Source organism: Acinetobacter sp. 5862 (assembly GCF_024494585.1).
Classification (GTDB): domain Bacteria; phylum Pseudomonadota; class Gammaproteobacteria; order Pseudomonadales; family Moraxellaceae; genus Acinetobacter.
In genome coordinates, this window is sequence record NZ_JANHGP010000025.1 from 1 (window position 1) to 26,244 (window position 26,244).

The 26,244-nt window shown below is 38.1% G+C and carries 30 protein-coding genes, 1 rRNA gene and 1 pseudogene; 16 read left to right on the forward strand and 16 right to left on the reverse strand.

Going from position 1 to position 26,244, the window contains the following annotated elements; translation table 11 throughout:
* Positions 1-108: ribosomal RNA gene (gene rrf / locus NO346_RS04675) — 5S ribosomal RNA — on the forward strand; the annotation flags it as partial.
* Positions 109-446: 338 nt separating this feature from the next.
* Entirely contained in the window at positions 447-2,471 is a 2,025-nt protein-coding gene (locus tag NO346_RS04680) for an Ig-like domain-containing protein (protein WP_371924509.1), read from the forward strand.
* A 278-nt stretch (positions 2,472-2,749) separates the two neighbouring features.
* On the opposite strand, the gene NO346_RS04685 is transcribed toward NO346_RS04680, so the two are convergent.
* A complete protein-coding gene (locus NO346_RS04685) occupies positions 2,750-3,085 on the reverse strand; it encodes a TIGR01244 family sulfur transferase (RefSeq protein WP_256414427.1) in 336 nt (111 codons plus the stop codon).
* A gap of 123 nt (positions 3,086-3,208) precedes the next feature.
* Between NO346_RS04685 and NO346_RS04690 the strand changes: the two genes are divergently transcribed.
* Genes NO346_RS04690 through NO346_RS04700 form a run of 3 tightly spaced genes read left to right on the forward strand, consistent with a single transcriptional unit; the run spans position 3,209 to position 4,961 of the window.
* A complete protein-coding gene (locus NO346_RS04690) occupies positions 3,209-4,105 on the forward strand; it encodes an alpha/beta hydrolase (protein ID WP_004664939.1) in 897 nt (298 codons plus the stop codon).
* A complete protein-coding gene (trxC, locus tag NO346_RS04695; RefSeq protein WP_087545564.1) occupies positions 4,106-4,543 on the forward strand; it encodes a thioredoxin TrxC in 438 nt (145 codons plus the stop codon). It begins immediately after the preceding gene.
* 1 nt (position 4,544) lies between these two features.
* Entirely contained in the window at positions 4,545-4,961 is a 417-nt protein-coding gene (locus NO346_RS04700) for an acyl-CoA thioesterase (protein ID WP_256414428.1), read from the forward strand.
* Positions 4,962-5,006: 45 nt separating this feature from the next.
* Here the strand turns inward: NO346_RS04700 and NO346_RS04705 are convergent, their stop codons facing one another.
* Both NO346_RS04705 and NO346_RS04710 read right to left on the reverse strand, forming a co-directional pair.
* Positions 5,007-5,501: a DUF4442 domain-containing protein gene (locus tag NO346_RS04705; protein WP_087545566.1), complete on the reverse strand. Its 495-nt coding sequence runs from the start codon at positions 5,499-5,501 to the stop codon at positions 5,007-5,009.
* A gap of 14 nt (positions 5,502-5,515) precedes the next feature.
* Positions 5,516-6,004, reverse strand: a complete 489-nt coding sequence (locus NO346_RS04710; protein ID WP_004655922.1) for a YajQ family cyclic di-GMP-binding protein — start codon at positions 6,002-6,004, stop codon at positions 5,516-5,518.
* 90 nt (positions 6,005-6,094) lie between these two features.
* Here NO346_RS04710 and NO346_RS04715 point away from each other — a divergent pair, with 90 nt between their 5' ends.
* Positions 6,095-6,409, forward strand: a complete 315-nt coding sequence (locus tag NO346_RS04715; RefSeq protein ID WP_005164253.1) for a rhodanese-like domain-containing protein — start codon at positions 6,095-6,097, stop codon at positions 6,407-6,409.
* Between the two features lie 69 nt (positions 6,410-6,478).
* Here NO346_RS04715 and mnmC read toward each other — a convergent pair whose 3' ends face one another.
* Genes mnmC through NO346_RS04735 form a run of 4 tightly spaced genes read right to left on the reverse strand, consistent with a single transcriptional unit; the run spans position 6,479 to position 9,801 of the window.
* Complete coding sequence (gene mnmC / locus NO346_RS04720; protein ID WP_256414429.1) at positions 6,479-8,389, reverse strand: FAD-dependent 5-carboxymethylaminomethyl-2-thiouridine(34) oxidoreductase MnmC; 1,911 nt, start codon at positions 8,387-8,389, stop codon at positions 6,479-6,481.
* Positions 8,390-8,406: 17 nt separating this feature from the next.
* Complete coding sequence (locus NO346_RS04725) at positions 8,407-8,859, reverse strand: hypothetical protein (protein ID WP_087547713.1); 453 nt, start codon at positions 8,857-8,859, stop codon at positions 8,407-8,409.
* 3 nt (positions 8,860-8,862) lie between these two features.
* Entirely contained in the window at positions 8,863-9,165 is a 303-nt protein-coding gene (locus NO346_RS04730) for a YciI family protein (protein WP_005164260.1), read from the reverse strand.
* 24 nt (positions 9,166-9,189) lie between these two features.
* A complete protein-coding gene (locus NO346_RS04735; protein WP_256414430.1) occupies positions 9,190-9,801 on the reverse strand; it encodes a septation protein IspZ in 612 nt (203 codons plus the stop codon).
* Between the two features lie 45 nt (positions 9,802-9,846).
* Between NO346_RS04735 and NO346_RS04740 the strand changes: the two genes are divergently transcribed.
* The gene (locus NO346_RS04740) at positions 9,847-10,698 is read left to right on the forward strand and encodes a PHP domain-containing protein (RefSeq protein WP_256414431.1); all 852 of its coding nucleotides are present in this window, start codon (positions 9,847-9,849) and stop codon (positions 10,696-10,698) included.
* Positions 10,699-10,910: 212 nt separating this feature from the next.
* Here the strand turns inward: NO346_RS04740 and NO346_RS04745 are convergent, their stop codons facing one another.
* On the reverse strand, positions 10,911-11,822 hold the full coding sequence (locus NO346_RS04745) for a bestrophin family protein (protein ID WP_087536571.1): 912 nt from the start codon (positions 11,820-11,822) through the stop codon (positions 10,911-10,913).
* A 65-nt stretch (positions 11,823-11,887) separates the two neighbouring features.
* Positions 11,888-12,601 (reverse strand): DNA repair protein RadC, encoded by a 714-nt coding sequence (gene radC / locus NO346_RS04750; protein WP_087545575.1) that lies wholly within the window; start codon positions 12,599-12,601, stop codon positions 11,888-11,890.
* 110 nt (positions 12,602-12,711) lie between these two features.
* Between radC and coaBC the strand changes: the two genes are divergently transcribed.
* From coaBC to NO346_RS04770, 4 genes are all read left to right on the forward strand, one after another.
* The gene (gene coaBC, locus NO346_RS04755) at positions 12,712-13,968 is read left to right on the forward strand and encodes a bifunctional phosphopantothenoylcysteine decarboxylase/phosphopantothenate--cysteine ligase CoaBC (protein WP_256414432.1); all 1,257 of its coding nucleotides are present in this window, start codon (positions 12,712-12,714) and stop codon (positions 13,966-13,968) included.
* A 156-nt stretch (positions 13,969-14,124) separates the two neighbouring features.
* The gene (locus NO346_RS04760) at positions 14,125-14,502 is read left to right on the forward strand and encodes a cytochrome b562 (protein ID WP_256414433.1); all 378 of its coding nucleotides are present in this window, start codon (positions 14,125-14,127) and stop codon (positions 14,500-14,502) included.
* Positions 14,503-14,706: 204 nt separating this feature from the next.
* Positions 14,707-15,549, forward strand: a complete 843-nt coding sequence (locus NO346_RS04765) for a methylated-DNA--[protein]-cysteine S-methyltransferase (RefSeq protein WP_256414434.1) — start codon at positions 14,707-14,709, stop codon at positions 15,547-15,549.
* Positions 15,536-16,144: an alpha-ketoglutarate-dependent dioxygenase AlkB gene (locus NO346_RS04770; protein ID WP_004955552.1), complete on the forward strand. Its 609-nt coding sequence runs from the start codon at positions 15,536-15,538 to the stop codon at positions 16,142-16,144. Before NO346_RS04765 ends, NO346_RS04770 begins: the two co-directional genes overlap by 14 nt.
* Positions 16,145-16,194: 50 nt before the next feature.
* Here the strand turns inward: NO346_RS04770 and secB are convergent, their stop codons facing one another.
* From secB to rsgA, 4 genes are all read right to left on the reverse strand, one after another.
* Entirely contained in the window at positions 16,195-16,653 is a 459-nt protein-coding gene (gene secB, locus NO346_RS04775; protein ID WP_004906530.1) for a protein-export chaperone SecB, read from the reverse strand.
* Positions 16,654-16,668: 15 nt separating this feature from the next.
* Positions 16,669-16,929 carry a glutaredoxin 3 gene (gene grxC / locus NO346_RS04780; RefSeq protein WP_004774456.1) on the reverse strand — a complete coding sequence of 87 codons (261 nt, stop codon included), beginning with the start codon at positions 16,927-16,929 and terminating at the stop codon, positions 16,669-16,671.
* Between the two features lie 11 nt (positions 16,930-16,940).
* A complete protein-coding gene (locus NO346_RS04785; RefSeq protein WP_004955555.1) occupies positions 16,941-17,357 on the reverse strand; it encodes a rhodanese-like domain-containing protein in 417 nt (138 codons plus the stop codon).
* A gap of 95 nt (positions 17,358-17,452) precedes the next feature.
* Positions 17,453-18,511, reverse strand: coding sequence for a ribosome small subunit-dependent GTPase A (gene rsgA / locus NO346_RS04790; RefSeq protein WP_004955558.1), 1,059 nt, complete (start codon positions 18,509-18,511; stop codon positions 17,453-17,455).
* A gap of 124 nt (positions 18,512-18,635) precedes the next feature.
* On the opposite strand from rsgA, the gene orn reads away from it, so the two are divergent.
* The gene (orn, locus tag NO346_RS04795) at positions 18,636-19,190 is read left to right on the forward strand and encodes an oligoribonuclease (RefSeq protein ID WP_256414435.1); all 555 of its coding nucleotides are present in this window, start codon (positions 18,636-18,638) and stop codon (positions 19,188-19,190) included.
* Between the two features lie 139 nt (positions 19,191-19,329).
* Here orn and NO346_RS04800 read toward each other — a convergent pair whose 3' ends face one another.
* Both NO346_RS04800 and NO346_RS04805 read right to left on the reverse strand, forming a co-directional pair.
* Positions 19,330-20,529: an MFS transporter gene (locus NO346_RS04800; RefSeq protein ID WP_256414436.1), complete on the reverse strand. Its 1,200-nt coding sequence runs from the start codon at positions 20,527-20,529 to the stop codon at positions 19,330-19,332.
* Between the two features lie 20 nt (positions 20,530-20,549).
* The gene (locus tag NO346_RS04805; protein ID WP_087536581.1) at positions 20,550-20,969 is read right to left on the reverse strand and encodes a RidA family protein; all 420 of its coding nucleotides are present in this window, start codon (positions 20,967-20,969) and stop codon (positions 20,550-20,552) included.
* Positions 20,970-20,990: 21 nt separating this feature from the next.
* Here NO346_RS04805 and soxR point away from each other — a divergent pair.
* The 4 genes and pseudogenes from soxR (at position 20,991) to NO346_RS04825 (ending at position 25,088) form a co-directional block, all read left to right on the forward strand.
* Positions 20,991-21,470 (forward strand): annotated as a pseudogene (soxR, locus tag NO346_RS04810) (redox-sensitive transcriptional activator SoxR).
* 697 nt (positions 21,471-22,167) lie between these two features.
* A complete protein-coding gene (locus tag NO346_RS04815; protein ID WP_087536582.1) occupies positions 22,168-23,295 on the forward strand; it encodes a Re/Si-specific NAD(P)(+) transhydrogenase subunit alpha in 1,128 nt (375 codons plus the stop codon).
* Positions 23,296-23,306: 11 nt separating this feature from the next.
* Entirely contained in the window at positions 23,307-23,630 is a 324-nt protein-coding gene (locus NO346_RS04820; protein WP_004681730.1) for a proton-translocating transhydrogenase family protein, read from the forward strand.
* Positions 23,631-23,633: 3 nt separating this feature from the next.
* Positions 23,634-25,088 carry an NAD(P)(+) transhydrogenase (Re/Si-specific) subunit beta gene (locus NO346_RS04825; protein WP_004906661.1) on the forward strand — a complete coding sequence of 485 codons (1,455 nt, stop codon included), beginning with the start codon at positions 23,634-23,636 and terminating at the stop codon, positions 25,086-25,088.
* Between the two features lie 62 nt (positions 25,089-25,150).
* On the opposite strand, the gene NO346_RS04830 is transcribed toward NO346_RS04825, so the two are convergent.
* Positions 25,151-25,972, reverse strand: coding sequence for an SDR family NAD(P)-dependent oxidoreductase (locus NO346_RS04830; RefSeq protein WP_005403714.1), 822 nt, complete (start codon positions 25,970-25,972; stop codon positions 25,151-25,153).
* Positions 25,973-26,244: the final 272 nt, after the last annotated feature.

Consider the following 26,244-nt stretch of genomic DNA (forward strand, 5'->3'; position numbering starts at 1 on the left):
ACAATAGCAAGAGTGAACCACCTGATCCCTTCCCGAACTCAGAAGTGAAACCTCTTAGCGCTGATGGTAGTGTGGCACTTGCCATGTGAGAGTAAGTCATCGCCAGCTTTTAAATCTAAACACCCCTAACCTAACGGTTAGGGGTGTTTTTTATTTATTCCGGAAAGGAAATATCAAAAAGTTGTAATACCTTTAATTGATGAATATTAAGTAATTCATTTTTTGAATTAGGTCCTAGAATTAAGCGAATTATAAAAATTTAAATCTTAAAATTTAGTGAAAATCTCGTTTCAAGAAAATAGTTTGAATAAGTTCTCTTTTATATTTTTTACTTGAAGATAAAGTATATTTACATAAAAGCTAGATTGTGATTTCATTAGGCATATTTTTATAATTAAAAATCTTATCCTGTTTTTAGGTTAGATTGGGGATATAAAGGAATGATGATGAATAAAAAACAGCTTACTCTAAAGTTGTCAGCGATTACTATGTCAGTAATGTTAGCGAGTTGTGGTGGTGGGGGAGGCTATTTTGATACAAATAGTGGATCTTCTAATACCGATAATACAAATACATCAACACAGGTATCTGCTGAAATCTTATCTGTAGGTCAAAGTAAAAGTAGTCTTAATGCGGGTGGTCAAGATAGCTTGGATTTGACAATTCGTACATTGGATAAGACAGGCGGTATTATACCTAAAGCAAATGTCAAAATTGAAATTAAAGATGCTGAGAATTCTGGCGCAAGTTTGAGTACTAAAAGTAATCTTGTGAGTGATGAGAATGGATTAACTAAAACAACGTTATCTTTAGTGAATACAACACTTAATCAACAAATGAACAGAACAATTACTGTTGTTGTAACATCTGGTCAAACAAAACAAGAATTAGCTATTCCTGTGAATGGAACTGCTATTACTATTTCTTCAGATATGAATTTATTAGAGGAAGGGGCTACTGCTAATATTACATTAATTGGATTGGATGCAGTTGGTAAACCATTAAGCGGAGCTAAAGCAAGTTTAGTTGATGCATCAGGAAAAACTGTTTCAGATGTGATTTCAACAGATCTAAATGGCCGTGCTATTTTTAAAGTCCCTTATACTACTGTTTTAAATTCAACAAATCATAAATTGAGTTTACTTGGTAAATTGACAGTTGAAGGTTCCAATCAAACAGTTACAAATATTTTGACAACTGATGCTGTTGTTTTAACTGCAAATGTTGCAAATAATGCATTACAGTTAACTTCAAATACAAATCCAGTTGGTGTTGATATACCTAAGCTTCTTACTTTCAAAGTAAGTGCAGCTACTCAAGCAGAATTAAGTGGAAAAACTGTTAAATTTGCAACTACAAATGGCACAGTTACTCCTCAAGTTGCCATTACTAATATTAGACAAGAAAATGGTATGTGGGTCGGTGATGCTACTACTACTTTCTCAGGTGCTGTAGCCTCAATAGCTACGATATCAGCGACATTTGGTACAAATGTTATTTATGTTGCTCAAAGAGTAAGTCCTGGCGTACCTGCTATGATTTCGATACAGTCTGAGTCTAGTGTTTTAGCTCCAGGGGCAAATACTAAGGTTATTGCTTTAGTTAAAGACAAAAATGGTTCTCCAATTCCTGATACAGAAGTATCTTTTAATATTATAAAAGATACTTCTTCAACGGGACAGATTTCTCAACCAACAGCTATTACTGATAGTGCTGGTCGTGCAACAGTGATTTATACTGCTGGTGCTGCTCAGACATTAGGTGGTGGCGTAGAGATTAATGCTTCAGCTGGCGATGCAAAAGTACAAGAACCAGTATATTCACCAACTTTGAAATTAACCGTTGCAACTCAATCTGCCTATATCACAATTTCACAAAACCATTTAGTTGCTACAGATCCAGATAATAATACATACTATAATAAAGATTTCTCTGCATCTGTTGTAGATACAGCAGGGAATCCAATTCCAAACCAAAAAATTAGTATTTCATTAGAACTTGTAAGTTTTATGAAAGGGCAATTTAATTGGGTACGCGATTATACCTACGCACAAACAAGTGATGGTATGTGGTCATGGTTAGGTATTTTGCGTTGGTCTCGTGATTATACTATTTATGAGAATAACCTTCCAAAACGAATTACCACTTTTGTTGAGTGTCCATCTAATGAGTATGCAAGTAACCTTGCTATTCTAAGTGTGAATAATGCGCCACTTGGAACTAAAGCAACCTTTATTACTGATTCACAAGGTAAGTTTGATTTTAAAGTACGTTATGGTAAGAATTATTCAAATTGGCTACGTGTTAATTTAAATGCATCTACTACGGTATCAACCAAAGATAATACTATGGCTTTATCCTTTGTACCTCCTGTTGCAGCGGATGATGTAGATGATGATACTGGCAAATGGAGACCAGATCAAACTAGTCCATTCGGTACAGATATTAGTACTTGTAGTAATTACAAATAATTTAGAAATTTTTTATTTAAATAAAATGCTCAATCAACTTGATTGAGCATTTTATTTTGAAGGATTGATTTACAGCAGTTTATAGGAAAGTATTTTTAATCTCATAAAGAAATATCAAATGATATAAGCTTTAAATCTATTGTTAATTATATTGGCTGAAATTAACTCTTTTGTCTAAAATCGAAAAATCAAATAGACCCATAATATGAATAAGGGCCTATTTTTTGCTAATTTCTTAATTCAGTATTATGTAAATTATGTTGGATATCTCCAAATATTCAATCATCCAACAAATCCATCTGCTTCGCTAATTGGTATAGATTATTAGAGCGATTACCTGTACGACAAAACATTAAAATAGGTTTTGGTAGTTCGTTATAGTGATTAGCAAATGTGCGAACATCTAACTCCGTGATTTCACCTGCAACAACTGGTTGGTAAACATAATCTAGGCCAGCATTACGAGCTGATTCTTCAATCTGTGCGCTTGTAGGTTGTTCAGAACCACCTTCCATGTCTGGACGATTATTAATAATAGATTTGAAGCCTTTTTCGACAACTTGATCCACATGCTCAGGGCCGATTTGACCTGCAAAACCAACATTTTCTGACATCTTGTCACTCCAAAAATAAACAAAACATTTTATGCTCTATCATAGCATTAAGCTTGATCTTGAGTTTAAATGTCTGTAGCAAATAAATGATGATAAGTAATAAGATAAAGCATTGGAGCGCGCATGCACACCTACACAGTTGAGCCGTTGTATGTTCCTAGTGGCGAAGAAACCATAGCAGCAGATTTCTACCTACCAAAGACCAATATTAAACCTGCTGTAATTCTTATGGCACATGGATTTGCTGGATTACGCCAATTTAAATTAGTTCAGTATGCACAACGTTTCGCTAAAGCTGGCTATGCTGTCATTTTATTTGATTATCGCTATTGGGGCGGAAGCACAGGAAAACCGCGTGAATTGGTTTCACTCGGTGCTCAATTAGATGATTGGAAAACCATTGTTCAATATGCTTCGAATTGTAAATTAATTGATAGTCGACGTATTATTTTATGGGGAACCTCACTAAGTGGTGGATATGCGCTTAGTTTAGCTACTGACCTTAAAAATATTCAGGCCGTGATGGTACAAGTGCCTTATGTAGATGGGGCTGAAACAGCAAAATTATACCCATTACAACGTTATCCAGAAGCTTTAAAGCGTTCTAGTCAGGATTACATGGGGTCTAAGATGGGCTTAGTACCTAAAACTTTGCCAGTTGTAGATCAGCATAAACTATGCTTTTTACCGACCTCTGATAGTTATTATGGTTATCATTCGATTGTAAATCCTGACTATTATTGGAGTGGTGAAGTTCCTGCACGTGTATTTTTTAATTTAATGCGCTATCGTCCGATTCAATTTGTACGCAAAATTAATATCCCTGTTTTATTTATTGCTGCGAAACATGATTCTTTGATTCCAATTGAATCTAGTCGTGAAGCTGCTACAAATATTGCACCATTTGTAAGCTATCATGAGTGGGAAATGAAACATTTTGATATTTATCACGGTTCTTGGTTTGAAAAAGCAGTCACAACCCAATTAGAATTTTTACATCAACATATCGGAGTGATGTAAATGATCATTGTCTGTGCATCCTGTGGTGCAAAAAATCGTGTACCTGAAGAAAAATTAGCAGTTCATCCCAACTGTGGGCAATGCCATCAACCATTATTAAGGTTAGCGCCAATTGAATTAAATGAACAAAATTTTAGCCATTTCATTAGTCATTCAGATTTACCTGTACTCATCGATCTTTGGGCAGAATGGTGTAATCCTTGTAAAATGATGGCACCTCATTTTGCTGAGGTTGCCAAACATAATCCTCACGTCGTGTTTGCTAAAATTGATACTGAAGCAAACCCGCGTTTAAGTGCTGCATTTAATGTCCGCAGTATTCCGACTTTGGTCTTAATGAATAAGACGACTGAATTGGCCAGAATAAGTGGTGCATTACGTACACCAGAGTTACAGCAATGGTTAAATCAGCAATTACAGCAACATCAAGGACATTAACATGACTGAACGTTCAAATCATCCAGAAGGGGTTTTATCCTTACAGAATATTGCTATGCCAGCAGATACTAATTGGAGTGGTGATGTATTTGGAGGATGGATTGTTTCACAGATGGATCTCGCAGGAGCGATTCATGTTGAGCGTTTGAGCAAGGGACGATGTGCAACAATTGCAATTAATGAAATGACCTTCCTTGTGCCTGTTAAGGTTGGAAATGTGATTAGTTGCTATACTAAAATTTTGAAAGTCGGAAATACTTCCGTACAGGTGCAAATCGAGGTATGGAATAGTCACGACAATTCGCGTGATCCGATTCGAGTTACTCAAGGTGTTTTTACATTTGTTGCTGTTGACGTGAATGGTAATAAACGACAAATCTCAGAACAAATTAAGCAAGATTTTTTAGCAAGCTCATAAAACAATAAAGCCCAAATTGAATTGGGCTTTATCTTCAATCTAAGACTATTTTTTACGTTTTGGTAGCCAAGCCCAAAGCATCTGACATTGAATTGGTTCGTTACCAGAATCGTCAATGACGGTCACAGGAATTAATAATTCGCCTTTATCATTATCCGCAATAAACTTTTGTTGCTCTGCTGATAATGTTGCAGTTGCTGTTAAACCGCCTTGAGCAACTTTTAAATAGTCAACATGCAATGATTTAATTAACAAGATACGATCATCTGGGATATGTAAGCCCGTTAAAAAGCCCGTTGCAGTTTCTGCTAATAACGCCATTGCTGCTGCGTGAACCCCTTTAATATGATTTTGCATATTACGTTGGTTTTCAATACGCACAGTGACATGGTCTTTATCAACTTCTAAATAACGAATATTTGCTGTTCCAACCATAGGAACAACACGACCAAAAGCTTTACTCCATAGCGTACTACGGATACTTTTTGGAAATTTAGAAGTGGTTTTAACCAGCGTATAAAGACGGTTATCTTTTGCCATAATGAACCTAATGCTTAGTCTTTGAAATTATTAAATTGAAGTGGTAGACCAAATTGTTGTTCACGTAAAAAGTTCATGACTTGTTGCAATGTATCGCGCTTTTTATCTGTGACACGGATTTTGTCTCCTTGGATAGAAGATTGCGCTTTGATACCACTTTCTTTAATGGCTTTATTAATTTTTTTTGCGGTATCTGAGTCAAGTCCATCTTTCAGCTTGATCACTTGGACTACATTTTTACCAGAAGCAGTGGCTTTTTGTGGATCTAAAGCTTGTACATCAATCTTACGTTTATAGAAGTGATTTTCAAGCATGGTATAGACTTGTTCACATTGAAAGTCACTTTCAGTTGAGATTTTGATTTCTTTATTTTTTTCATTTAACTCAATTGAAACGTCTTGTCCGCGGAAGTCAAAACGTGTTGCAATCTCTTTTTCTGTATTTTGTACAGCATGATTGACTTCAAATAACTCTAATTCAGAAACAATATCAAAAGAAGGCATGGTTAGACCTTTACAAAGGGAAAGAATATTTGAGATGCTAAGGGTGTTTTCTTCATTTGCCAAGTGTTGTTTACATCAAAGGAGTGCACAATGATCCGTAAACAAGAAATTACAACATTTGAGTTCCCAGAAGGCGCAGTCATTTGGGATGTCCGAGATGCTAAAGCCTATGCAGAGGCACACGTCAAAGGGGCGTTGAATCTTCCAATTGCTGAAATTAATGCGGATAGTTTGACTCAGGTTGCAGCGGATCAGCCGATTTATATTTTATGTGGTGGTGGTAGTAAAGCACCACGCGCAGCAGAGCTTTTAGAAGGTTTAGATGATTCTCGTGAATATGTTGTATTGATGGGCGGTACACGTGCAGCACGTGATGCTGGCTTAGCTTTAGAACAAGGCGCATAGATCAGTTAAATTTGCCAAAATACTTAGGTATTTTGGCAAATTTAAAGAATGAACAACTAAAATAATAATTTACCCAGAATAATAAGGTTTTTTAGCTTTTAATTTCTTTTGAAATCTTTGAGGGTTTAATTTATCCAATAAACTTTGAGGAACTGGGCAAAGTTCACCTAACATTAGTGATGCTAAGATTTCACTACATAATGGCGCAAATAAGAAACCTTTCGATCCTAAACCAGCAAAAGTATAGATTTGATCAAGATTTTGTATTTTCCCAACTAAGGGGAAATAATCTAAACTTTGTGCGCGAACGGATGCTCTTCCTTGCCAAGTCTCCAGCTTTGGAAGTTGTTCTGCATATTGAGGGAAGACACTGTGGATAAGTTCGTAGTTATGCACATGATCTTCAGTTAGCACTTCTGCATCATCCCGATTGGGATAAAAAGATGCACCCAGAATCAACTGTGAAGCATCCAGTTGTATGCAATAGCCGCCATAACTATAAGCTTGATCCAGTGCTAAAGGCCGCTGGCTATTCTCAACCCAGCTGACTTGTCCTCGAATTGGCTTTAAGACAGGATAGTTTTCGATGAGTTCAGCACTTTGTTTAGCACAACAGACAATCGCATGATGTGTTATGGCAATTTTTTGTTGGTCTTGCCAGAGTGTAACTTGGCTATCAGTCGACTCTAATCGAGAAATTTTTGCTTTTTCTATTCGAATATTAGCATGTTGTAAAATCTCATCACGTAATTGATGTGGTGAAACTGCGCCAGCTTGATGTAAGGTCAGACTTGGAAGCTCGGTTTCAGGAAGGCATTCAAGTGTTGTATTTGCAGTTAAAACGTTTTCAGGATATTGCTCAACCAGTCCTAGCAGTTCATCTGCATTTTTTAATGCAATTTGCTCGACTTGAATCGGTCTAAATGCCTTAAAACGAGGATAAAAATTCAACGCATGTTGCCAACTCAAGGTCATTAAGTGTTCATGCGCCTGTTCAATTGGGCATAGTTTTGGATTGAGCAATGCCAAGGGATTGCCAGATGCTCCTGAAAGCGGCTCATTTTGCTCGTAGATCGTAACTTGATGTCCTCGTTGAGCAAATGCCCATGCTGAGCTTAAACCTGCGATTCCTGCGCCAATAATCGCAATATGTCGCTGTACAGATGCTGAGCTTGTTATTTCAGATTCATTTTGAATCGTTATGTCTTGCTTCGAATCGGCGGTGTCTGTTTCTTCTTGTGAAGCATTTAGCCAAATAGCTTTGAGCATTTCTCGTTTATGACCAAAACCTCGTGGACGGCTGATTTGGATACCGTGTTGTTTAAGCCCACGTTTTAATATGCCTGCGACACTAAAGGATGCGAAAGTTGTTCCAAAATCAGATAAACGCACCATATGATCTAAGACATTTGCTTGCCACATATCTGGGTTACAAGATGGAGCAAAACCGTCCAAAAACCATGCATTCACTGCTTGGGTTTTAGGGATCGTTGGAAAAATATCCTGAGCATCCCCTAGCCATAAATCAATACTAAAACGTTCTTCAGGAAAACTTAAGCGATGACAACCTGCGATTGGCAAGGGATATTGCTGAATCAATTTTTCTGCTAAAGGTTTGAGCTCTGTCCAAACATTGAGTGCACGGATTAAATCGGCTTTATTTAATGGAAATTTTTCAACGCTGACAACATGTAAATGGCTGTGATTATCTAAGCGAACTTGTTGCCAGAGTTGCCACAGGGTTAAAATATTGAGTCCTGTACCAAAACCAGTTTCACCTACACAGAAATATTGATAATCGTGTAGTTGAGAGAGGCGTTCGGTTAAATCATTGCCATTTAAAAATACATGTCGGGTTTCAAGCAAACCATTGTCTTTAGAAAAGTAGACATCACCGAATTGTTTAGAAATAGGAATTTCGATGCCATCGACTATTTCCCAATCTAATTCAGCAGTTTGTAATTTTGATGAATGAGACATAAATAAAAATTATATTGTTACCACTGGCGACGACGTTTGGTGTAGACATAGCTCGCAATAAAGAAACCTAGAATGACACCAACTGCAATGGTCATAGCACCATACAAGAACATTTGAGCACTGCGCTCACTTTGTAAAACTTGAATCTGAACAGTAAGATTGTCATTTTTGAGTTGTAATTCTTGATTTTGCGAGAGCGCTTCAAGATTGGCATTTTCAAGTTGTTTTAAGCGATTGGCTTGATCTTGAACCAATGCTTTGACTTTTGCTTCTTGTTGCTGTTTAGCCTTTGCAATTTGTTCAGCAGTTAAGGGCTTAGCAGTTGCCGTAGTAACAGGGGTGGAAGCTGTTGTTGAGTTTGGTTTAGCTTGAACAGTTGTTGTCGGTGCAATAGCTGGTGTTGGTTCAACAGCCCAGACTGATGAACTCATTAAGCATAAGGCGAAAAAGCTTTTGGCTGCAAAGTGCATGATTTACCCTTTTGGAAAAGCTTTGTTGAAAGGCTTTACCTCAATATTTGAGTAAATTCCTTCTTTTAAAAAAGGCTCTTCCTGAATCCAGCTATCTAGTGCTTCACGCGTGTCAAATTCAACAATAATCGTACTGCCTAAAAAACCTGCTTGTGGATTATTTGGATCTTTAGGATGAGCGCCAGCAGCAATTAAACGTCCTTCATCATCTAGCTTTTGCAATCGTTCAATATGTTGTGGACGAGTTGCTAAACGTTTTTCTAAGGTACCTTCATGATCAGTACAGGTTAGGACAAAATAAGGCATGGCAGTCGCTCAATGATTCAAAATTCAGTCGGTGGTTTTAAAATGCTTTCTTAAGAAAAATAGTATAGCAGCAAGGTAACTGAGAGAAACGATAATATCGCCGAAAGCCGTGAATTCGCCCCAATATTTGCCTTGCATATAGACGAATCCAAAGAAAAAATGTAAAGCGGCAAGCAAAAAGAATTGTCCACACCACGCTAAGTTCAATCTCATCCAGCCTTGATGACTTAATTCGAGTAACGAACCAAGAAGCTTTTTAATAATCGGGGTACGTTCTTTATTGAATAATGGGGTAACTAAAAAACCTATTCCAATACCGATATTGATGATGATTGCTTTCATTTTAATGTAGGTCACATCACTGAATACGAGTGTGATTCCACCAAAAATCACCGACATGACAACAATAAACCATTGCATTTTTTCCAGTTTAAATTTCTGGAAAAAGAACAAACAACCGTAAACAACAAGCGTTGAAATTAAAAGTGCACAGGTTGCAACAAGAATATGATTTTGATCGGTATTTCCTGCGCTACCAACCAACTGTAATAAAGGGTGATGACTATCTTTGGGATCAGTGGTTTTATAAAAATAAAAGAAGATAATAATCGGCAGATAGTCGAGCAACGCTTTCATGTTACAGTACGATGATGAAATAGGTCAGATAGCATAATACAAACCATGTTCGGTGTCGATTTACATACACATACCCACATTTCAGATGGTACGTACTCTCCAGAACAACTGGTAGAGGCGGCTGTTGACTTAAAAATAAAGATGCTTGCCGTGACAGATCATGACACGATGGATGCTTTAAGTCGTGCCAAGAAACATGCTAAAGAATATGATATTAAAATCATTTCTGGTGTGGAGATATCAAGCCAATGGTCAAGACCAAATATTAAAAAGAGTTATGGTGTTCATATTGTTGCTTTGAATATGCAAGATGAGACGCCTATAAAAGCAATGCTTGAAAATCAGAAAAAAGTCCGTGCTGAACGTGCGAAAGTGATTTGTAGCTTATTAGAGAAATGTATTGATTTTGATATTTACCCAGATGTGATTGCCAAAGTTGATGGACATCCAGACCGAGTGACCCGTACCCATATTGCCAAAACATTGGTAGAAAAAAATATTGTCAGTCGCCCACAACAAGCATTTGACCGTTTTCTTAAAGAAGGAAAAAAGGCATTTGTGAAATTTGAAGGTTTGGGGTTGAAAGAAACGATTGACGTGATCCATGCCAGCCAAGGCTTCGCAGTTTTAGCGCATCCAACCAGATATGATTTATCGGCGACCAATATTCGTTATTTAATTGAATTATTTGCTGAATCGGGTGGAGATGCTGTTGAACTTCCTTCGAGTGTAGAACCGGCATCAACTCGTCAAATGGTGGATCGAATGATTCAGCAGTTTGATTTGGCTGTTTCGATTGGTAGTGATTTTCATGGTGAAAATATGCCGTGGATTAAACTGGGTAATACGCCTAGAGTGAAAGAAGAGCAGATAGGTATTTGGGAAAGTTTTAGATAAATCTGCACATGAAAAAAATAGAATTATATTTAATCATCATCTTTTTGATCATTATTTTATGGGGCATACAATGGATGTTTCACGGTTTTGCAATCTAATGATTTCTTTAATCTAAAAATCAATCTTTGCCGCTGTCAGTATTTGATAAATCATCAAATACTGAGTTTGATTACAACTGAACGAAACGTCATCGGTTTATCTAAATTTATAATTTACAATAAATTATGATCATGCGCTTGAATTGGTGGAGGGGTTGGGCGACCTAATGTTCCCAGTAACTCAATTTCAATTGAACGTACCATCGCATCTAAAGGCAAGTCATTGCTTTGTGTTCCAAATGGCTCTTCAATTTCTGTACTTAAAGCATCTAACCCCAAAAATGTATAAGCCAAAATTCCGACTAAAAGTGGGGTCACTAGACCTAATAAAGATCCCAAACTAAACGGCAGCATAAAGCAGAAAAAATATACAGTACGATTCAGTAAAACAGAGTAGGCAAATGGAATCGGGGTATTCGCAATACGATCACAACCCGTTTGCATTTCACTTAAAGCCGCGACATGGCGGTTCATTTGAGTATAAATAATATCTGATATTTCACCTTCTTTCATGGCTTGTAATAGTTCCCATTGAATCAGGCTAAGTGTGTATTGTGGTGCATTATGTTGTTGATAGAGTTGAGTTAGTGCTTGCTGGCTTAGACCACTGGTTTCTATAAGTTCAGTGGGATTTGCTGTTTGGTGACGTAAGCGGTCGCGTAACACATTCGCAAATACAATTACATTTTGAATAATACGTTCGCGGCGAGCCTGAGTTAATACACGACAGTCACGATCAAAATGACGAGAAGTTGCAATTAAAACACCCCAAAGCTTACGTGCTTCCCACCAGCGATCATAACAAGCTGTATTCTTAAAACCCAAAAAAATCGAAAGGACAACCCCAATCAGTGTAAAACCTACCAAAGGAATTTCTGGAAATCGATACAGATCTACATACTCAACACCACCAATAATGGCAGAGATAAGCATGACAAATCCTAGCGAGGGTAAAATTTTAGGTAAAATCGTCCCGCGCCATGAGAATAAAACTTTAAAAATACTCGGTTGATCACGGACAATCATGTTATTTGAATCATTAATTTTATGTGTTGATGTTCGGGTTAGATTTGGGCTTTGTCAAGATGAGATTACTTGATTTTAGTGGGGTTGAGGAGTTGTTGTTCAGAAAATGAAAAATGATCTTCTGCTGAAATAATAAAATGATCAATCAGATTAATTTCCAATAGTTTACAGGCTTGTTTGAGTTGCTGAGTCAGATAAATATCTTCTGGTGAAGGTTGAGCAATACCATAAGGATGATTATGTGCAACCACGATTTGGCAAGCCTGTTGTTGTAAGGCATAACGTAAGGTTTGATTCAGCGAAACGCTACATGAATGATGTGAACCATAGAATAGTTTTTTGAAATGGAGCTTTCTGAGTTCAGCATCTAAACAAAGTACAGCAAAAACTTCCTGCTTTTCACCTTGCAGTTCGTAGCGCAAATAATCCAATACCAGTGTTGATGTATCTAGACATAAACGTTGTTGATGAAAATAGTTGTGTAGATAACGCCGTCCAAGTTCTTTAACTGCCATGAGTTGGGCATATTTGGTAGAAGCAATTCCATTAAATTGGGATAAGTCTTCAAGTGATGCATCAAAAATCGGATTCAAGCCACCAAAATGTTGAATCAGAATTCGAGAAAGTTCCACAGCCGAATGTTGTTTTGAGCCTGAGCGTAGAAAAATAGCCAATAGTTCTGCATCAGATAGGCTTTGTGCACCTTGGAGTAATAAGCGTTCACGTGGGCGTTCTTGTTCAGGCCATGCTTTGATAGATTGTCTTATTGATTGATTCATTTTTATTCACACAATTTTTTTATGATGATGATTTTTCCAAGTACATCACTTGGGTATGACCGTATTTAATGCTATTGTGAGCGCCACTGCAACAGTAAGGTATCCTGTTTGTGAGCTTTGATCTCAGTGTTATTCCACATAAAAACATTATATTAGCGGTTACTGGCGGTATTGCTGCCTATAAAAGTGCGATTTTAGTCCGCCGTTTAAAAGATTTTGGTTTCGATGTTCGTGTCGTAATGACGCAAGGCGCACAAGCATTTATTACACCGCTCACTTTCCAAGCTTTGTCAGGTAATCCTGTACATACTGAATTATTGGATCCTGAAGCAGAAGCAGGCATGGGGCATATCGAATTGGCGCGTTGGGCCGATCTCGTCTTGGTTGCACCTGCAAGTTGTGACAGCATTGCAAAATTTGCCAATGGTTTGGCTGATGATCTATTAAGCACTCTATATTTAGCAACCAAAGCACCTGTTTGGGTTGCGCCTGCGATGAATCAACAAATGTGGGCAGCGAAAGCCACTCAGCGTAATCTGCAAACTTTAGTTGAAGATGGCGTGCATGTCATTATGCCTGATGCAGGCGAACAAGCATGTGGTGATGTTGGCTTAGGGCGTATGCCTGAACCTGAAGACTTGGCACGTCAAGTTGCCGCTTATTTTCATAAAGCACAACGTGCGATTGCTGAAAAATTTGGCTTATTGGCTGGCAAACGTGTGACTATTACAGCTGGTCCGACACGAGAAGCAATTGATCCTGTTCGTTATATTTCCAATCACAGTACGGGTAAAATGGGTTTTTCACTAGCGGCCGCTTGTTACGCAGCTGGTGCAAAAGTCACTTTAGTTGCAGGTCCAGTGAGTTTAGATACACCAAATGGTGTACAACGGATTAATGTAAGTTCAGCTATGCAAATGCTTGATGTCAGTATGAATCAGCTTAAAGAAGGTTGTGATATTTTTATTGCGACGGCGGCAGTTGCTGATTATCGCGTTGCTCAAGTTGCAGAACATAAAATTAAAAAAGCAGGTGATGAACTTGCAGTCGCTTTGGTGAAGAACCCAGATATCGTGGCGACGATTGCAGAGCAACAACAACGTCCATTTATGGTTGGGTTTGCAGCTGAAACCCAAAATGTTGAGCAATATGCAGCAGGAAAATTGGTTGCTAAAAAACTCGATATGATTGCGTGTAATGATGTATCACGCCCTGATATTGGTTTTGCTTCTGATGAAAATGCAATGACAGTATTTTTTGCTCAGTCATACCATATGGAAAAGCGTGAATTAGAGAAAGCGTCAAAGCAAGAGATTTCGCAACAGTTGGTAGAAGCAATACATGATGCTTTACTACAGAAGTCGTAAATAAAACAGTTTCACTTTTAATTAAAATGCAACGAAATCGTTGCATTTTTTATGTATTCTAAACTTACGTCGTCATCTGACCTATAAGCACAACTGTGTGCGATGTCAGTCTGTACGTGAACTCAATTATAGCCACAGTTTTGATAGGACATCCTGATGATTAAAAAAACTTTAGCCACTGCACTTATGTTGTCATGTTTTAGTTTGAGTAGCCCAGTTTTTGCTGGTGGTTTATCTGATGATATGAAAGTACTCGGTAAAAACTATAAAGCATTCAATCACGCTGAAAATCCACAGGCGGCAACAGCTGCTTTAAATAATATGCGTGCAGCAGCAGTCCATTCAAAACAGTATAAGTTGGCCTCACATTCAGCTGAAAAAGTTCCGACTTCAACAGCATTATTTGAGCAAATTATTGTGGAAATTGATAAGGCAAAAGCACTTGTTCAAGCAGGTAAGTTAGACGAAGCAAAAAAACAAGCGAAGAAAATTGCAGATTTACGTGATCAAGGTCATAAGCATTATATGCATTAATTTATTGGGATTTAGATCAATAAATCTAAGCGTGTATTGTTAAGTCGAGCCAGTAGTTTAGTGATAAAACTGTACGTATTAAGCGTGCAGTTTTTTTATGCGCATTCATTTATATTGAATGAGAACATAAACTGAGCATGATTCGGATTTTCATCAAATTTCTAAATTGATACAGTGAAACGATGAATGATGAGAGCTAATCCTATGTCCTCACAACAACATTATCAGCGTATTGCAGAAGCGATTGCTTATATACAGAATAATTTTCAAAGGCAGCCACAGCTTGATGAAATAGCAGCACACATTCATCTTAGTCCAGCACATTTTCAGCGCTTGTTTACTGAGTGGGCGGGTACCAGTCCGAAGAAATTTTTACAATATATCAGCATTGAACATGCAAAGAAGGTTCTGAAGCAACAGCAGGGCAGTGTATTTGATGCAACATTTGCCACAGGATTATCGAGTACCAGTCGACTACATGATCTTTTTATTCAAATAGAAGGTATGACACCTGCTGAGTATAGATATGGTGGGCAGCATTTAACGATTCATTATCAGTTTTCTGAAACACCATTTGGTCAGGTGTTGATTGCATCCACTCAGAAAGGCATTTGTACACTTCGATTTGTAGAAAATACAGCTGAAGCATTAGCACATTTAAAAGAGCAATTTCCTAATGCAATGTATATTGAACAAGTTGACGTTTTTCAAGAAGCTGCACTGAAGTTTTTTCGTCAGGATTGGGAACAACTTCCGATGATTAAATTACATCTCAAGGGCACACCCTTTCAATTAAAAGTTTGGCAGAGCTTACTCAAAATTCCAATGGGTCAACTTTCGACTTATGGACAACTTGCCCAGATGATCGATCATCCCAAAGCAGCTCGTGCTGTTGGAACAGCAATTGGTAATAACCCGATTGCATTTTTAATCCCTTGCCATCGGGTGATTCAGTCGACCGGTGCTATCGGTGGATATGAGTGGGGAACAGTTCGTAAAACAGCGATTATTGGTTGGGAGGGTTCGCAGACTCATGCAATTATTTGATATTGAAGCAGATCCAACAGTGAACTATTTACCCTACGAGGGGACTGTTCATTATTATGGTAAAGTTTTAAGTAGTTTAGAAGCAGATCACTATTTCGAAATGCTTATGAAGAATATTGCATGGGAAAACGATCAGGCGATTATTTTTGGTCGAAAAATTATAACTAAAAGAAAAGTCGCTTGGTATGGTGATCGAGGCTTCGAATATACGTATTCCAACATTAATAAATATGCTTTGCCTTGGACTATAGAACTGATTGAGTTAAAAGCCTTAGTCGAAAAATTAACAGGTGAAACATTCAATTCTTGCTTGCTCAATCTTTACCATTCTGGAGAAGAAGGGATGGCTTGGCACAGTGATGATGAAATCGATCTTATCAAAAATGGTGCAATTGCTTCTTTAAGTTTTGGAGCAGAACGTAAATTTGCGTTTAAACATAAACAAACCAAAGAAAAAGTTGATGTGTTTTTAGAACATGGCAGTTTATTAGTCATGAAAGATACGACACAGACATATTGGTTACATCGTTTACCGCCAACCAAAAAAATATTTACACCACGGATTAATCTTACCTTTAGAACGATTGTTGAGTAATAAAAAAAGGACTGATATTCAGTCCTTTTTTACAGCTATCGTAATAACGATTAAGCTTGACCTTGAGCATCGGCATCCGCTTGTAAGCGTTGCATGTTTGCTTCAAATTCTGCATCAAAGTTAATTGGTGTAAGTAACAATTGTGGGAAGCTACCCTTAGTTACTAAATCATTTACCGATTCACGTAAGAACGGGAACAAGATATTTGGGCAGTAAGCACCTAAGATATATGGAAGACGGTCTTCTTCAACATTATCAACCAAGAAAATACCTGATTGAGTTACATCAACGATAAACGCCGTTTCATTTTCATTTGTTGCTTGAACTACAACTTTTAATGATACTTCGTAATGATTTGGGTCAATTTTTTCTGCAGCAGAAGATAAATTGATATTGAGTTCTGGTTGCCATTGTTTTGTAAATACTTGCGCGCCAGGAACCTCAAAAGAAATATCTTTAGTATAAATACGTTCTAATGCAAGTTGTGGTTGAACTTGTTCTTCGCTCATTGTTTTTCCTTAAAGTTAAGCTAATAATTGGTCGAGTTTACCTTCACGCTCTAAAGCATAAAGTTGATCAAAACCGCCAATGAATTGGTCTTTGATAAAAATTTGAGGCACTGTACGATGGTTAGTACGTTGCATTAACTCAATACGAACTTCAGGTGCTTCATTTGAAAGATTAATTTCTTTAAAAGCAACGCCTTTACGCTCAAGTAATTGTTTTGCACGTACACAGTATGGGCAAGACAGCGTTGAGTAAATTGTGACGTTTGGAGTTGTCATCTTATTGCTCCTTAAGCTTTGGTTTTACTTTTAACTAAGGGTAAGCCTTGAGCTTTCCAGTTGCTGATACCACCATCTAGACGATAGCTATCTGCATGCGCAACTTTTTGCAATGCTGCACCCGCAACTTGACCTAAGTTACAGATAAATACCAATGGACGATCACTTGCTTTTAATTCATCTACATGACTTGTGATTTGGCTATATGGAATGTTACGGCTACCGCTGATGTGACCATCACGGAAATCTTTCGCATCACGAAGGTCAATCAGCATGGCATTTTTTGCTTTAACCAAAATACCGAGTGATTGCGGTGAAATTTTACGACCATTACGTTGTCCTTCTAAAACAAAGAACAACACGATCAATACGCCGAGCGCACCAAATAAGAAGGGGTGATTCCCCATAAACTCTAACCAGCGTTCCACAAGTCACCTAAAGTTAAAATCAAAATTGATCCTGAGTATAACGTATCTCTATGGTGATCAAAATCCTTAGTTCAAGGGGGAATGATCGAGAAAAGTTAACTTTTTTGTTGTGCTTCTTGAATTTCATCAATGAGGCGTAAATAACTGTCAAGACGGCGCTGTAGGATTTCACCTTGATCAACTGCTTGTTTCAATGCACAATTTTTCTCATGCGTATGCGTGCAATTACGGAATTGGCAGAGACCAAGATGTGATTCAATTTCAGGAAAACCTGTGCGAACTTTTTCTAAATTTAGATGCCATAGTCCAAACTCACGAATCCCAGGAGAATCAATCAATGCGCCGTTTGATCCAAATTTAATCAGACGTGTTGAAGTCGTGGTGTGTTGACCAAGGGCTGAGTTTTCTGAGATTACATTGGTTTTCTGTGCTGCATTTGGGACGATGGTATTGATCAAGGAGCTTTTACCAACACCTGATTGCCCAACAAAAGCCACAGTTTCCTTGTCTAAGCGTTGAGCAAGTTCAGTCAAATCACCTTGTGATTGGCAGATCATGGTTTCATAACCCAAGGCTTCATATTCACTGAGTAAATTTAGAATAGGATCATTTTCAGTGAGTAAGTCTGATTTGTTGAGTACCAATAATGCAGGAATATTGGCATCAGCACAGGCAACCAAATAACGATCAATCAATGTTGGTGCAGGTTCTGGCAATGGTGCAAATACAATCACAATCAGACTAATGTTTGCTGCCACAGGCTTAACCTTATGATAGCGGTCAGGGCGAGTCAGTAGAGATTGTCTAGGATAGATCGCAGTAATGATTCCTAAACCTGTATTTGGATCTGCTTGCCATTTGACGCGATCACCAGTGACCAATAATTCGAGATTGGTACGAGTATGGCAACGCCAAACACTATCCAATTCAATTGGTTTCCAGAATGGCTCAGGCTCACCATCTTGAACTTCTGGTTTTTCTGGATGTTGATCAGGTACAGAGAGTGCTTGTACTTCGAGTTGACGACCATAATGCTGAACAACTAGCCCATCCAAATCTTGTGATGTGTCAATGTCGTCTTGACGAGATTTGTGCTGTTTCTCAATACGACGTTGCTGTTGTTCGGTTAAGCGACGTTTACGAATTAAAGCCATTCATGTCCCAAAAAATCCATACATTTAAGACCGCAAAAATAGCATGAAGCCACTATAGAATTACAGCCAAGAAGTAATTAATTTGCTACTATTGATGTTTTTAAGCACTTTAGAATCACGATCTATGAGCAGCACCCCAGATACACGATTAATTTGGATCGACCTAGAAATGACAGGTCTGGATACGGATAACGATAAGATTATTGAAATCGCAACAATTATTACTGATGATAATCTTAATATTCTTGCTGAAGGTCCTGTTTTAGCGGTTCATCAATCAGATTTGATTCTAAACGCAATGGATGAATGGAATACCAAGCAACATGGTCAATCAGGTTTAATTGAACGTGTACGCCGTAGCAAATTGTCTGCGCAAGATGCAGAACAGCAAACACTTGAGTTCTTAAAAAAATGGGTGAATCCAAAATCATCACCAATGTGTGGTAACTCAATCTGCCAAGATCGCCGTTTCTTACACCGCCTGATGCCTGAACTTGAACAGTTCTTCCATTATCGTAATTTAGACGTATCTTCAGTCAAAGAGTTAGCGAAACGCTGGAGACCTGAAATTATGAGTGGCTTAAAGAAAAATGCCTCACATTTGGCGATGGACGATATTCGTGACTCAATTGCTGAATTAAAATATTACCGTGAATATTTTTTTATTATGAATCATTAAAAATCATTGATTCTCAAAAGTAGTTAGCTGAGATATTGGCTAATAAAATGGTAACCCCAAAATAATGAGCATTAAACTGATTGTTCTGGGGTGAATTTTTGATGTATGCATTGATTGATAAGTGATTTTAGTTTGAAGCCTAGCAATTATGTGCAGTATTTTCATTTTTATAAATTAAGTAATTATCCAATAAACTAAAAAGTATACAGGCAAAAACAAGACTTATTCCAGCGATGCACGTCATTGCCCAACCACCATGATTCCATGAAAAAATCCCAAGTGCAGAGCCACAAGCACCGCCTGTAAAATACGCCGTCATATATATGGCATTAATTCGAGATTTTGCATCAGGTCGTAAGCGGAAAATAATACTTTGATTACTGGTATGTACAAGCGCTAAAGCCAATTGGATAACGGCAAATCCAAGAATGTAGCTGAATAGAAAAGTTTGTCCAAAATAGAAACAAATCCAACTGAGGATGAACAAGCCACAACCGATCCAAGTTAATTGTTTGGTATAACCTTGGTCAGCGTAACGACCTATATATTGAGTTGATAATGCGCCGAAAATACCGACAAGGCTAACCATTCCAATCACAAGGTCAGGAAGATGATGTGCTGCTGTGAGCAATAAAGCAATCGTTGAGTACAAAATACTGACTGCCGCAAATGCAAAAGCACCTGTCAATGCACGTAATAGCAAACGTTTTTCTTGTTTTAATAATTCAGCCATAGAGATAAAAATTTGCCTGTAATCCATTTTGATTCGCATAACATATGGAAGTCGATTTTTGAGTGCATAAGCCAAAATCAACATTAAAATACCACTCACGACATAAATGACTTTCCAATGAAACAAATTTGAAAACAGCCCTGCAAGACTTGTGGAAAGTAAAATACCAACCAATAAACCACTCATGAGAAAGCCAACAACTTCACCTGTTTTTTCTGGTTCAACAGTCATGGTTGCGAGTGGAATTAACACTTGAGCAGCGACAGAAAATAGTCCAACTAGAATTGTACCAATCCAAAGCATTGGTAGATTCACAGAGAAAGCACAAATAAATAGGCCTACCGCACATAATGCCATTAAGAGCGGAATAAATTTGGTCTTATTAACGACATCGCCCATTGGAACAATAAAGAGCAAACCGAGCGCATAAGAAACTTGAGCAAAAGTTACAGTCAGGGCTGCTTGCCCCTCTGTCACTGCAAAAAATTGCTGAATGGAGTGAATTAAGGGTTGGCTATAATAGTTTGCACCTGCGCATAAACCACATGCTGTTGCCATAAACCAGAGTAAGGCTTTATTTTGACTCATATTTTGGGTGTTTGACATAATATTCTCTTCTCTGGTTCTTAGGCAGTATACGCAGTCGCTTCGATTTCAATTTGCATTTCTGGTAATGCTAAGCCTGTGACTGGAATAAGTGTACAAACAGGGAATTCATAAGTTTTCCAAAGATCCACTATTGTTTTAATCACCAGCTGATGTTTCTGAGTGTCATGATCAACAATCAGAACACGTAACACGGCAATATCTGAAAGTGTTGCTTGAATTGAGGCTAAAGCCTGTTGAATATTATAAAAGACTTGTTGTACCTGTTGGTCAAAAAAAGGTGAAAGTTCACCATTTTTATTTTCTCCACCTTGCCCCGCGAGATGAATAATTCGCATATTCGGTTTCACAACAGCAATATGACTATATCCATTACTTCTAGGATGATAGAGCGCTTCAGGATGAATTATTTGAAAGGCTTGAGTATTTATTTTATTCATTACGGTACATCTTTATAAAATATGATATCTGCAGAAACATGGCTTAGCATCGGAAAACTTGCAAAACGTAGCGGCGTAAGTGTTCCAACGATTCGTTTTTATGAAGAAAAAAAATTCTGATTTGGAGTACTAGAACGGAGGGGACCAGCGTAGGTACCAGTGTGCGATGCTTAGGCGAATTGCAATTATAAAAGCAGCTCAACAGGTTGGGATCAGTTTAAAACAAATAAAACAGACGCTGAGTATCTTACCAAAGCAACAAGTGGCTATGAAAAAGATTGGCAAATTATGTCACAAGAGTGGCAAGGGCAATTGGATCAGCAAATCATGATGTTGTTGCAGTTAGGCCAACAATTGGATCAATGTATCGGTTGTGGTTGTTTGTCTTTAGAGCAATATCTTTTGCGAAATCCTGAAGATTGTCTGGCAGAGGAGGCAATGGGTGCACATTTTCAAGAAATTTTATTTTTAATGAATCAAAAAAATGAGTCAGAATTTTAAAAGATGATTTTATTGCACTAATTTTGTGCATTTTTTGAGGTTTTACTAGATAAAATCATACAAATATCACTTGAAAAAATGCCATTTAAAATTTTTACATTTATTTTTGATAATTATCTTGATTGATCTCTATTCGCATCTTTAGATCATTTTGAATGATTTGCTTAGTCTTTACTAATCGATGATTTTATCTGTAAAAATTTGATCGAAGTCGCTCTAAAAACGCTATAAATGTTCTAAGAAGCCAATCCCACCGATTAATTGCATGATTATGATGCAGATTCGGATGATTTATAAATCACAATACGTTCAATATCTAAACCAGATAAGTAATTTGTATTGATTATGAGTCATTAATGCAACAAAGCCCTGATTTATTATTTATACCTTACTTTTTTATCTGTTGTTGATGACTGAAAAAGATAGTGAGCTGGTGAGTTTGTTTAAATAATCAGATTTACTTATATAGTATATAAAGATAAAGTTTTTTTACTTATAAGTAGGCAAACATGCTGATTATATAAGTTGTAAACATTAATCTGAATCATCAGTTCAAAATATAGGTATTTATTAAATAAATATTGGGTGGAATTTTAAAAAAGTTCCATTAGAATCCAAAATTCAACAAAGAATACTCCTGGGGGAAACATTGCTACTTGCGATGTTTACTTAAGAAAAACTAGCTTGAGGAACGCTCATGCAGATCGGAATCCCAACCGAAACTGTTGCAGGTGAAAGTCGTGTAGCGGCAACACCAGAAACAGTTAAGAAGTTGATTAACGCAGGTCATAGCATTGTCATTCAACGTGGCGCTGGTGTTAAAGCAGCCTATATTGACAGTGCTTATGAACAAGTTGGCGCAACTATTACGGACGATGCTTATACAGGCAGCCAAATTATTTTGAAGGTACGTGCCCCTAAAGGTGACGAAATTCAAAAACTTGCGGCAAATACAACTGTAATAGCTATGTTTGACCCTTACCGCAATCCAGAATTAGACCAGTTTGCTACTCAGCAAGTGTCTGCTTTTGCTTTAGAGTTACTTCCTCGTACGCTTTCACGTGCACAAAACATGGACGTACTTTCTTCTCAAGCAAACTTAGCGGGTTATAAATCTGTATTGTTAGCTGCGGCTGAATATCAACGTATGTTCCCAATGTTAATGACGGCTGCGGGTACCGTAAAACCTGCGCGTGTTGTGATCATGGGTGTTGGTGTTGCTGGTCTTCAAGCGATTGCGACTGCAAAACGTTTAGGTGCGGTTGTAGAAGCAACTGACTTACGTCCAACGGCTAAAGAACAAGTTGAGTCTTTAGGCGGTAAATGGTTAGACGTACCAATGTCAGATGAAGAAAAGCAACGTGCTGCTGAAGCTGCGAAAAGCGGTTATGGCTGGCAGCCGGGTGAGCAATACATCAAAGATCAAGCTGCGATTGTAGATAAAGCTGTATCAAATGCTGACATCGTAATCACGACTGCATTGATTCCGGGTCGTAATGCTCCGCGCCTGATCAAGGCTGAAACTGTTGCCAAGATGAAACCGGGTTCTGTCATTTTAGATATGGCAGTTGAAACGGGTGGTAACGTTGAAGGTTCTAAAGAAGGCGAAACTGTTGTTACTGAAAATGGCGTGAAAATTCTGGGTATCCCAAACATTCCAGGCACAGTTGCAACAGAAGCATCTGCATTGTATGCCCGTAACGTTTTCAACTTCCTTGAAACATTATTCGACAAAGACAAAAACTTTGCGATCAATCAAGAAGATGAAATCCAAAAAGCGTTACTCGTGACTCATGGCGGTCAAGTACTGCTCAAGCGCGGTTAAGGAGAGTTCTCATGGTTGAAACGATTACAATTTTCGTCCTTGCCATCTTCGTAGGTTACTACGTAGTTTGGGGAGTAACACCTGCGTTACATACACCACTTATGGCGGTAACGAACGCATTGTCTTCAATCATTATCGTTGGGGCAATGATCCAAACCGTGGGTATGCCTGTGATTGGTGTTGAAGCAAATGTAGCTTTCCAAAGCGTAAACGTTGTGAGCATCTTGGGTGCAATTGCTGTGTTCTTGGCAAGTATCAACATTTTTGGTGGCTTCGCTGTAACTGCTCGTATGCTTGAAATGTTCAAGCCGAAGCAAAAGAAAAAAGAGGGCTAATAGATGGAATTTATTCGAGACTATGCGGATTGGTTCTACCTGATTGGTGCCGTCCTTTTTATCTTAACTTTGCGTGGTTTGTCAGGTCCTAAAACTGCAATCGCAGGTAACCGTTACGGCATGATCGCTATGGCGATTGCTGTAGTGACAACATTCTTTGTTGCAGAACATCCAGTTGTTTGGATGATCGTTGGTGCGATGGTACTTGGTGGTGTGGTTGGTATCGCTCGTGCGCGAACTGTTCCGATGACACAAATGCCTGAAACAGTTGCTTTAATGCACTCATTGGTTGGTTTGGCTGCGGTATTAATTGCGATTGCTGCGATTTTACACAACAATCAATTAACCGCATTATTTGCTGAAAATGAAGCTGCTTTAACTGCTGCTGGCGTACAGCATGCTCATATGAGCAAAGTTCATTTATTTGAATTGTTTGTAGGTTGCTTCGTTGGTGCGATTACATTTACAGCATCAGTATTTGCTTACGGTAAATTAGCTGCTAAGAAATGGGCAAAAACGATTTCTGGTGCATGGGTTAAACCGGTTCAAGCGCTTATCTTTGCTGCAATGCTTGCTGCAGGCATTATGTTCTTCTTGACGAATAACATGACTGCTTTCTGGGCGATGACAGCACTTGCACTTGCATTTGGTTGGGTTTGGATTGCGCCAGTTGGTGGCGGTGATATGCCAGTTGTGGTATCGCTTCTTAACTCATTCTCTGGTTGGGCTGCAGCTGGTATTGGTTTCACACTAGAAAACAATATGTTAATCGTTGCTGGTTCACTTGTAGGTTCTTCTGGTGCGATTCTTTCTTACATCATGTGTAAGGCGATGAACCGTTCAATCATCAACGTATTGTTTGGTGGTGCGATGGGTGGTGCAGCAGTTGCTACAGCGGACAAAGGCGAACAAGTTCAACGTAACTATCGTTCTGGTTCAGCAGATGACGCAGGTTTCTTGATGTCAAATGCTGACAGCGTTGTGATTGTACCTGGTTATGGTATGGCGCAAGGTCGTGCACAGAATGCAGTTAAAGAATTATGTGAAATCTTAAAAGAACAAGGCGTAACAGTACGTTTTGCGATTCACCCAGTTGCTGGTCGTATGCCTGGTCACATGAACGTATTACTTGCTGAAGCTGATGTTGCGTATGAAGACATCTTAGAGATGGATGAGATCAACTCAGACTTCCCAGCAACAGATGTAGTACTTGTAATCGGTGCGAACGACGTAGTTAACCCTGCAGCGAAAGATGATCCAAGTTCACCAATCTATGGTATGCCGATTCTTGAAGCTCACAAAGCTCGTACAATCATGGTGATCAAACGTTCTATGGCAACAGGTTATGCTGGCTTAGACAATGACTTGTTCTACAATGAAAAAACAATGATGATCTTCGGTGATGCGAAGAAAGTTGTTGAAGATATGACGAAAGCAATCAATGGTGGTGGTCACTAATCTGACCTCATCAGGATTGAGAAAGCCACCCTTGGGTGGCTTTTTTATTTCGTTCTTATCAATTAAAGAAAATTTTCTACAAGATCCATGGATTGATCATATAGTTCACGAGCGAGTTGTTGATTTTTTGCGTGTGGTGATTTCCAGTCTGGCATATGTGCACTGACATATTCACCATTACGATTTGCCCAATGATCTGCAATAGCCATATCTGTAATTAACTTAGCAGGAACAGAAGTGGGGACTAAGCCGATTTTCATAACTTCATAAACAGGCTTTGGTAGTTCGCGATAGATGTCTGATGCAACGCCACCTGGATGCAAAGCATTATTGGTAATGGTGCTATTCGCCATACGTTCAGCTAAAGCATTACTGAATAAAAGATTCGCTAACTTAGATTGCCCATAATAAAACAGCGGATTGTAGAAACCTTCTGCGCGAAATTTATTAGGTTTGATTGAACCTGCCCAATGTGCAATTGAAGCAAGGTGGATGATGCGAGCTTTAGGTGCTTTTTCTAAAACTGGGAGAAGCTTTTGGGTCAACAAGAAGTGACCGAGATAATTCACACCAAATTGTTGTTCAAAGCCATCTTGAGTGAGTTGTTTGGTCTTAGCAAACAATCCTGCATTATTAATTAATACATCTAAATCACCATAACGATCCGAAATTTCATCCGCTGCTTTTCGTGTATGTTCTAGGCTATTTAAATCTAAAGAAATAAAATCCACTTGCCCTTGGTCTAATGCACGTAACTTTTTCAGTGCAGCCTGTGCCTTTAGAGGGTTACGACAAGCCAAAATGACATGTTGTCCATTTTTCACAAGTTGTTCAGCGGTAGCGAAACCAATCCCAGTATTCGCACCTGTAATTAAAATTTTCATTCCTATGCTCCAGCAATACTTATATTTCTAAAACTTTAAGCATTGTTATATTGCTTTAATTTTGACAATTTGTCATGTCAATTTTATGCGTAAGGTGATTCATATTTATTTGAGATACGTATTTATCAATGAAGAGACTGATATTCAATGTAATTTCTACAAGATATCTATGGCATATCTAAGTTTTTATTTTTTACATTAGACTTCCTTCATAAATCATTTTTCAATCAATTTAATTGTTTATCTTTCACCCAATCTAAATTGTATATGCC

Excerpts from the sequence above, each read along its gene's own strand:
- NO346_RS04680 (WP_371924509.1), top strand. The coding sequence starts at position 447 with ATGAATAAAAAACAGCTTACTCTAAAGTTGTCAGCGATTACTATGTCA.
- NO346_RS04685 (WP_256414427.1), bottom strand. The coding sequence starts at position 3,085 with ATGTCAGAAAATGTTGGTTTTGCAGGTCAAATCGGCCCTGAGCATGTG.
- NO346_RS04690 (WP_004664939.1), top strand. The coding sequence starts at position 3,209 with ATGCACACCTACACAGTTGAGCCGTTGTATGTTCCTAGTGGCGAAGAA.
- trxC (WP_087545564.1), top strand. The coding sequence starts at position 4,106 with ATGATCATTGTCTGTGCATCCTGTGGTGCAAAAAATCGTGTACCTGAA.
- NO346_RS04700 (WP_256414428.1), top strand. The coding sequence starts at position 4,545 with ATGACTGAACGTTCAAATCATCCAGAAGGGGTTTTATCCTTACAGAAT.
- NO346_RS04705 (WP_087545566.1), bottom strand. The coding sequence starts at position 5,501 with ATGGCAAAAGATAACCGTCTTTATACGCTGGTTAAAACCACTTCTAAA.
- NO346_RS04710 (WP_004655922.1), bottom strand. The coding sequence starts at position 6,004 with ATGCCTTCTTTTGATATTGTTTCTGAATTAGAGTTATTTGAAGTCAAT.
- NO346_RS04715 (WP_005164253.1), top strand. The coding sequence starts at position 6,095 with ATGATCCGTAAACAAGAAATTACAACATTTGAGTTCCCAGAAGGCGCA.
- mnmC (WP_256414429.1), bottom strand. The coding sequence starts at position 8,389 with ATGTCTCATTCATCAAAATTACAAACTGCTGAATTAGATTGGGAAATA.
- NO346_RS04725 (WP_087547713.1), bottom strand. The coding sequence starts at position 8,859 with ATGCACTTTGCAGCCAAAAGCTTTTTCGCCTTATGCTTAATGAGTTCA.
- NO346_RS04730 (WP_005164260.1), bottom strand. The coding sequence starts at position 9,165 with ATGCCTTATTTTGTCCTAACCTGTACTGATCATGAAGGTACCTTAGAA.
- NO346_RS04735 (WP_256414430.1), bottom strand. The coding sequence starts at position 9,801 with ATGAAAGCGTTGCTCGACTATCTGCCGATTATTATCTTCTTTTATTTT.
- NO346_RS04740 (WP_256414431.1), top strand. The coding sequence starts at position 9,847 with ATGTTCGGTGTCGATTTACATACACATACCCACATTTCAGATGGTACG.
- NO346_RS04745 (WP_087536571.1), bottom strand. The coding sequence starts at position 11,822 with ATGATTGTCCGTGATCAACCGAGTATTTTTAAAGTTTTATTCTCATGG.
- radC (WP_087545575.1), bottom strand. The coding sequence starts at position 12,601 with ATGAATCAATCAATAAGACAATCTATCAAAGCATGGCCTGAACAAGAA.
- NO346_RS04760 (WP_256414433.1), top strand. The coding sequence starts at position 14,125 with ATGATTAAAAAAACTTTAGCCACTGCACTTATGTTGTCATGTTTTAGT.
- NO346_RS04765 (WP_256414434.1), top strand. The coding sequence starts at position 14,707 with ATGTCCTCACAACAACATTATCAGCGTATTGCAGAAGCGATTGCTTAT.
- NO346_RS04770 (WP_004955552.1), top strand. The coding sequence starts at position 15,536 with ATGCAATTATTTGATATTGAAGCAGATCCAACAGTGAACTATTTACCC.
- secB (WP_004906530.1), bottom strand. The coding sequence starts at position 16,653 with ATGAGCGAAGAACAAGTTCAACCACAACTTGCATTAGAACGTATTTAT.
- grxC (WP_004774456.1), bottom strand. The coding sequence starts at position 16,929 with ATGACAACTCCAAACGTCACAATTTACTCAACGCTGTCTTGCCCATAC.
- rsgA (WP_004955558.1), bottom strand. The coding sequence starts at position 18,511 with ATGGCTTTAATTCGTAAACGTCGCTTAACCGAACAACAGCAACGTCGT.
- orn (WP_256414435.1), top strand. The coding sequence starts at position 18,636 with ATGAGCAGCACCCCAGATACACGATTAATTTGGATCGACCTAGAAATG.
- NO346_RS04800 (WP_256414436.1), bottom strand. The coding sequence starts at position 20,529 with ATGTCAAACACCCAAAATATGAGTCAAAATAAAGCCTTACTCTGGTTT.
- NO346_RS04805 (WP_087536581.1), bottom strand. The coding sequence starts at position 20,969 with ATGAATAAAATAAATACTCAAGCCTTTCAAATAATTCATCCTGAAGCG.
- NO346_RS04815 (WP_087536582.1), top strand. The coding sequence starts at position 22,168 with ATGCAGATCGGAATCCCAACCGAAACTGTTGCAGGTGAAAGTCGTGTA.
- NO346_RS04820 (WP_004681730.1), top strand. The coding sequence starts at position 23,307 with ATGGTTGAAACGATTACAATTTTCGTCCTTGCCATCTTCGTAGGTTAC.
- NO346_RS04825 (WP_004906661.1), top strand. The coding sequence starts at position 23,634 with ATGGAATTTATTCGAGACTATGCGGATTGGTTCTACCTGATTGGTGCC.
- NO346_RS04830 (WP_005403714.1), bottom strand. The coding sequence starts at position 25,972 with ATGAAAATTTTAATTACAGGTGCGAATACTGGGATTGGTTTCGCTACC.